4 protein-coding genes are annotated in these 4,254 nt (G+C 57.7%); 2 read left to right on the forward strand and 2 right to left on the reverse strand.

The annotated features are described in order from the left end of the window. Positions 1-1,491, reverse strand: a 1,491-nt coding sequence (locus ACQY7U_RS23780) for a cadherin repeat domain-containing protein (RefSeq protein ID WP_428650304.1), incomplete at its 3' end; no start/stop codon positions are given. Between the two features lie 69 nt (positions 1,492-1,560). Next, positions 1,561-1,833: a hypothetical protein gene (locus ACQY7U_RS23785; protein WP_428650306.1), complete on the reverse strand. Its 273-nt coding sequence runs from the start codon at positions 1,831-1,833 to the stop codon at positions 1,561-1,563. Between ACQY7U_RS23785 and ACQY7U_RS23790 the strand changes: the two genes are divergently transcribed. After that, positions 1,826-3,412 carry a peptidase domain-containing ABC transporter gene (locus tag ACQY7U_RS23790; RefSeq protein WP_428650309.1) on the forward strand — a complete coding sequence of 529 codons (1,587 nt, stop codon included), beginning with the start codon at positions 1,826-1,828 and terminating at the stop codon, positions 3,410-3,412. The genes ACQY7U_RS23785 and ACQY7U_RS23790 overlap by 8 nt on opposite strands. Beyond that, positions 3,409-4,254: hypothetical protein (locus ACQY7U_RS23795; RefSeq protein ID WP_428650311.1), on the forward strand; the 846-nt coding region annotated here is incomplete at its 3' end. The genes ACQY7U_RS23790 and ACQY7U_RS23795, both read left to right, overlap by 4 nt.

The following is a 4,254-nucleotide window of genomic DNA, read 5'->3' on the forward strand; positions in this document are numbered from 1 at the left end:
GTCCGAGACGGCAACCGTGAAGGTCTCCGACGAGGTCGAGCCATCGGTAGACGTTGCCGTCACCGTGACAGCGATGGAGCCTTCAGTCTCCGCATCGAAGGACGCCCCCGCAGCCACTGTGACCACACCGTTGGCATCGACTGTGAAGCGGCTGTCCGAGACCGTATAGGTAACCGTGTCGGTCACATCCCCATCGGTGGCCAGCGCCGTGATGCCGACCTGGGTACCGGCAGCGGCATCTTCGGCGATGGCGTTGTCCGAAGCATCCGTATCGGTCACGGCGGAAACGTCATATTCATCGACGTCGGAAATCGTGAGGTCAAAGGTCTGGGAAGATTGTGACCCATCCGTCGAAGTTGCTGTAATAGTTATGGAAACCGTGCCTTCGGTTTCCGCGTCGAATTGCGCACCTTCTGCCACGGTGACAATGCCTTGTTCGTCGATTACGAACCGGGGATCGTCGACCGTGTAGGCAACCGTATCAGTGACATCCTTGTCGTCTGCAGTCACGACGATGCCAGTGGCTTCCCCGCCAGAAGCATGTTCCGAGATCGGGCCGATGTCTCCACCAACGTGCGTAACTGGTGTTACGTCATATTCATCCACGTCTCGAATGGAAATCGTAAAACTTTCCGATTGTGTCGCCCCATCTGATGCCGTCGCCAGAACGACGATTTCATGCTGACCTGCCGTCTCGGCATCCAGGTCACCTGCGACGGAAACAATTCCCGTCGTCGGGTCGATCGAGAACAGACCGCCGGCGTCCTCGATCAGGCTATAGGTCACAGAGGCCCCCTCAGCCACACGGGATGATGCCTGAATTCCTGTCGACGATCCAAGAGCGGCGTTTTCATCGACTGCATTCTCAGCCGAATCGACATCCGTAACGGCAGAAAGATCGGAGTCGATCGCGCCTTCTGCCGGAAGGTCGTCTGACGCTGCCGCCGCAGAGGTTTGTGGCACCGAACTATTTTGGGCGAGCTCGGCACCGGCTGCCGGTTGTGATGCAATGTCATCCGCTTGCTTTGCGTGAATGACGGCGGGTTCTTTTGCGGCAGCCGGCTGGTCACCATCCTCGTAGCGGACTTCGGTGCGAATGTGCTCCACCGTTTCGGCTTCGGGTCTGCCCTGGCGCGAAGCGGGCCCGTCGGCATCAAAGTCGGGGAGGGGCGCAAAAACGTGTTCGGTCGAGGAATTAAGAGGGTGGATGGCGAGCTGTTCGGACGCACCGCGGCTTTCCATCTCCTCCAGGCCATGCAAGGGAGTTTCCTGAGTGCTTCCCAGGTGCAGGTTCGAAGTAACCCGCTCCATGGATTCACCCAAATCCTGATCCAGGTGATAGTCGTGCGCCTTGTCGAGGTGCTGGTCCCGCTTGTCGAGAACACCCGAATGGAGCGCACTGTCCGACGAGAGTGTCGTGCCGCCTCCGGATGCCGCCCCGTCATGGCGGTCATTGTTCTGCTGATCCCGGTTTTCTGTATTGCTGGCCATTTCGGTCGCACTTCCGCACAATTTCCGACACTGCCAATGAACGCAACCGTCCTTAATAAAGTGAAAAATTTAAAGAAAATTCTGAAGGTTAGTTCCGATAAAATTTCGAAACAACACGCTAGGGTAAACGCTTTTTAAACCCGTAACGGACAATTTGAAGGAGTGCGCACACGACTCCGGGTCATTGATGTCTAAATCGGTGTATTCATTTTTCTTTCTGCCTCGCTTCAGGTTGCGGCATTCCTTGTCCGGGAAGACGATTTCCTCGCCCGGCTTGCCCTCTGAAGTTGTTCTGGCTTCAATCTTTGCCAACATCATGAGCTTGGCGATGCCCTTGGCCATTCTCCAGGTTTACGACCGGGTTTTGCCAAACGCCGCCACCGACACACTGCTGGTTCTTGTGCTGGGGGTGATCGTCACCCTGCTCATTGATGCTGCCGTCAAGATCGCCCGCGCGGCGGTCGTCGGCCGCCTTGGGGCGAATTTTAATCACCTGGCGCACATGGAGCTCTTCCGGCGGGTCCTTGAGGTGAAGCCGGCCCGGTTTGCCAAGACACCGGTTTCCGTTCAGGTGCACCAGCTTCGCTCACTGCAATCCATTTCCGACCATTACGGAGACCAGGGACGCCTCCTTGCGATTGATCTTCCGGCCGGGGCGATATTTCTGGCGGTGCTGATCTTTATTTCCGGTCCGTTGGCACTTGTTCCGGTCTGCCTTCTCGGGGCCTTCATGCTGGTCTCGTTGCGCCGGAACAAGGTCCTGCAGCAGGTCGTGGCCGATCGTGCGGAGCAGGACGACAGGAAGTCCGACTTCATTCTGGAAGTCCTGACCGGCGCCAAGACCGTCAAGTCTCAGGCCATGGAAGCACTGATCGTGCGTCGCTTCGAACGGCTCCAGAAGGCTGCGGCAAGGCTCAGTGCCAAATACATGCGCCTTTCCGGTCAGTCGCGGGACGCCGCCTCCCTGTTCGGAACACTGACAACCATCTGCGTGGTTCTTGCCGGCGCGCTCATGGTGATCTACGGCAGCTTCAGCATCGGGGCCGTCGCTGCGAGCACCTTGCTGTCGGGACAATTCATCCAGCCTTTCCTTCGGGCTATCAACCAGCTCACCGACATGCAGCGCCTGAAGTACGATTACCAGCAGGTCAACGAGCTCTTCAGCCTGCCGGAAGTGCCGCGACAGGAACGTCTCACTGTCGATACGGACGGCTCCATCAGGCTCGTCAATGTTTCGGTAAGTCGGAAAGATGCTGCCCGCACCAAGTTCGCCGACCTCAACCTCACGATTGAAACCGGTCAGTACGTCGGCTTTAGCGGAGCCGATGGAAGCGGAAAATCGACCCTCATGAAGCTGCTGACCGGCGAAATCGCTCCGTCAACCGGCAAGGTTGTCATTGGCGGTCACGACTATCGCGGCCTTCATGAACACGCCTTGCGCAAGACGGTCGCCTACGTCGACAACCAATCGGCCATATTCAACGGTACGATCCTTGAAAACATAACCATGTTCGGCGCGGTTGCCGACATCGCTCACGCAAGAATGGCTGCAAAGCTGATCGGCCTGGAGAAGGAAATTCACCTGCTGCCGAAGGGCTACGATACACAGCTGGGGTCGGATCTTGCCGGCAAGGTTCCCACCTCCACGCTACAGCGGATCTGTCTTGCCCGAGCCCTGGCCGGGGAACCGAAGATCCTCATTCTCGATGAGGCGAATGCCCAGCTCGATCAGCAGGCTGAAAAAGGACTGATAGAGGCGTTGACCCGGCTGAAAGGGTATCTGACAGTCATCATCATCAGTCACCGGCCGTCAATGCTGGCCGTCGCGGATCATCAGTATGAACTGCGAGACGGAAAGATCCTGAAAGTAGCTTCGGTCAAACCTGCGGCCCCCACTGGCAATGTGGGAGTGTCTGCATGACCAGATCCCTTTTTAACATCGAAGACTTCGGGGACGGCGACAACGCGGTGCACCGGCAACTTCGCAACCTGACGGACGAATTGAACGCTGCGTCATCCCGGAATGGTTGTCAGGCGGCTCCAGGCACCCGGTCTGCACCAGCCGAAGAATGCCTCGTACCACTGCTGAAGGAGTTGAACTGGCAAGGTAGCGACCGTCTGCTATTTGAGGCCTTGCCGCACTTCGATCGTATTGAGACCTTCCAGAACCTGCGCATGGTTCTGAACCGGCTCAACGTCAAGACCGTCCCGTTCCGGATGGCTGCTTCAGCTCTGGCGCCCGCGCAGCTTCCCTGTCTCCGGCAGACGGCGGAAGACGTTCAAATCCTGGTCGGGCGGACTGAGGCAGGCGACTTTCGAGCTTACTCGGGAAAGGACGGGGCGGCCGTCATTCTTTCGGCCGGTGAAATCCATAAAAGCGAGCTTTATCTGGCGTTCGAGGACGAGGAAGAAGAACTTCAGGCCCACAACGGCCGCTCCTGGTTCTCAGCGGTCACCAAGAAATTTCGCGGCAGTCTTCTCTCGATCCTGCTCCTGAGCTTCATCCTGAACATCCTGGCACTCGCGCCCCCCCTGTTCATCATGGCCATCTACGACAAGGCAATGGGCGCCAAGTCGGCGGACGTGCTCGTGACGATGGCAATCGGGATTTCGATCATCCTGCTATGCGAAATCGCCCTCAGGAAAACCAAGACGCTGCTCCAGTCCTATCTCGGAGGCCGTATCGATGCCATTGTCGGCAACAAGACCTTCGAACGGATCCTGCATCTGCCGTATGCGATGCTTTCGGAAGCACCTATCGGC

Origin of the sequence: Roseibium sp. (assembly GCF_050301095.1) — a bacterium.
Classification (GTDB): domain Bacteria; phylum Pseudomonadota; class Alphaproteobacteria; order Rhizobiales; family Stappiaceae; genus Roseibium.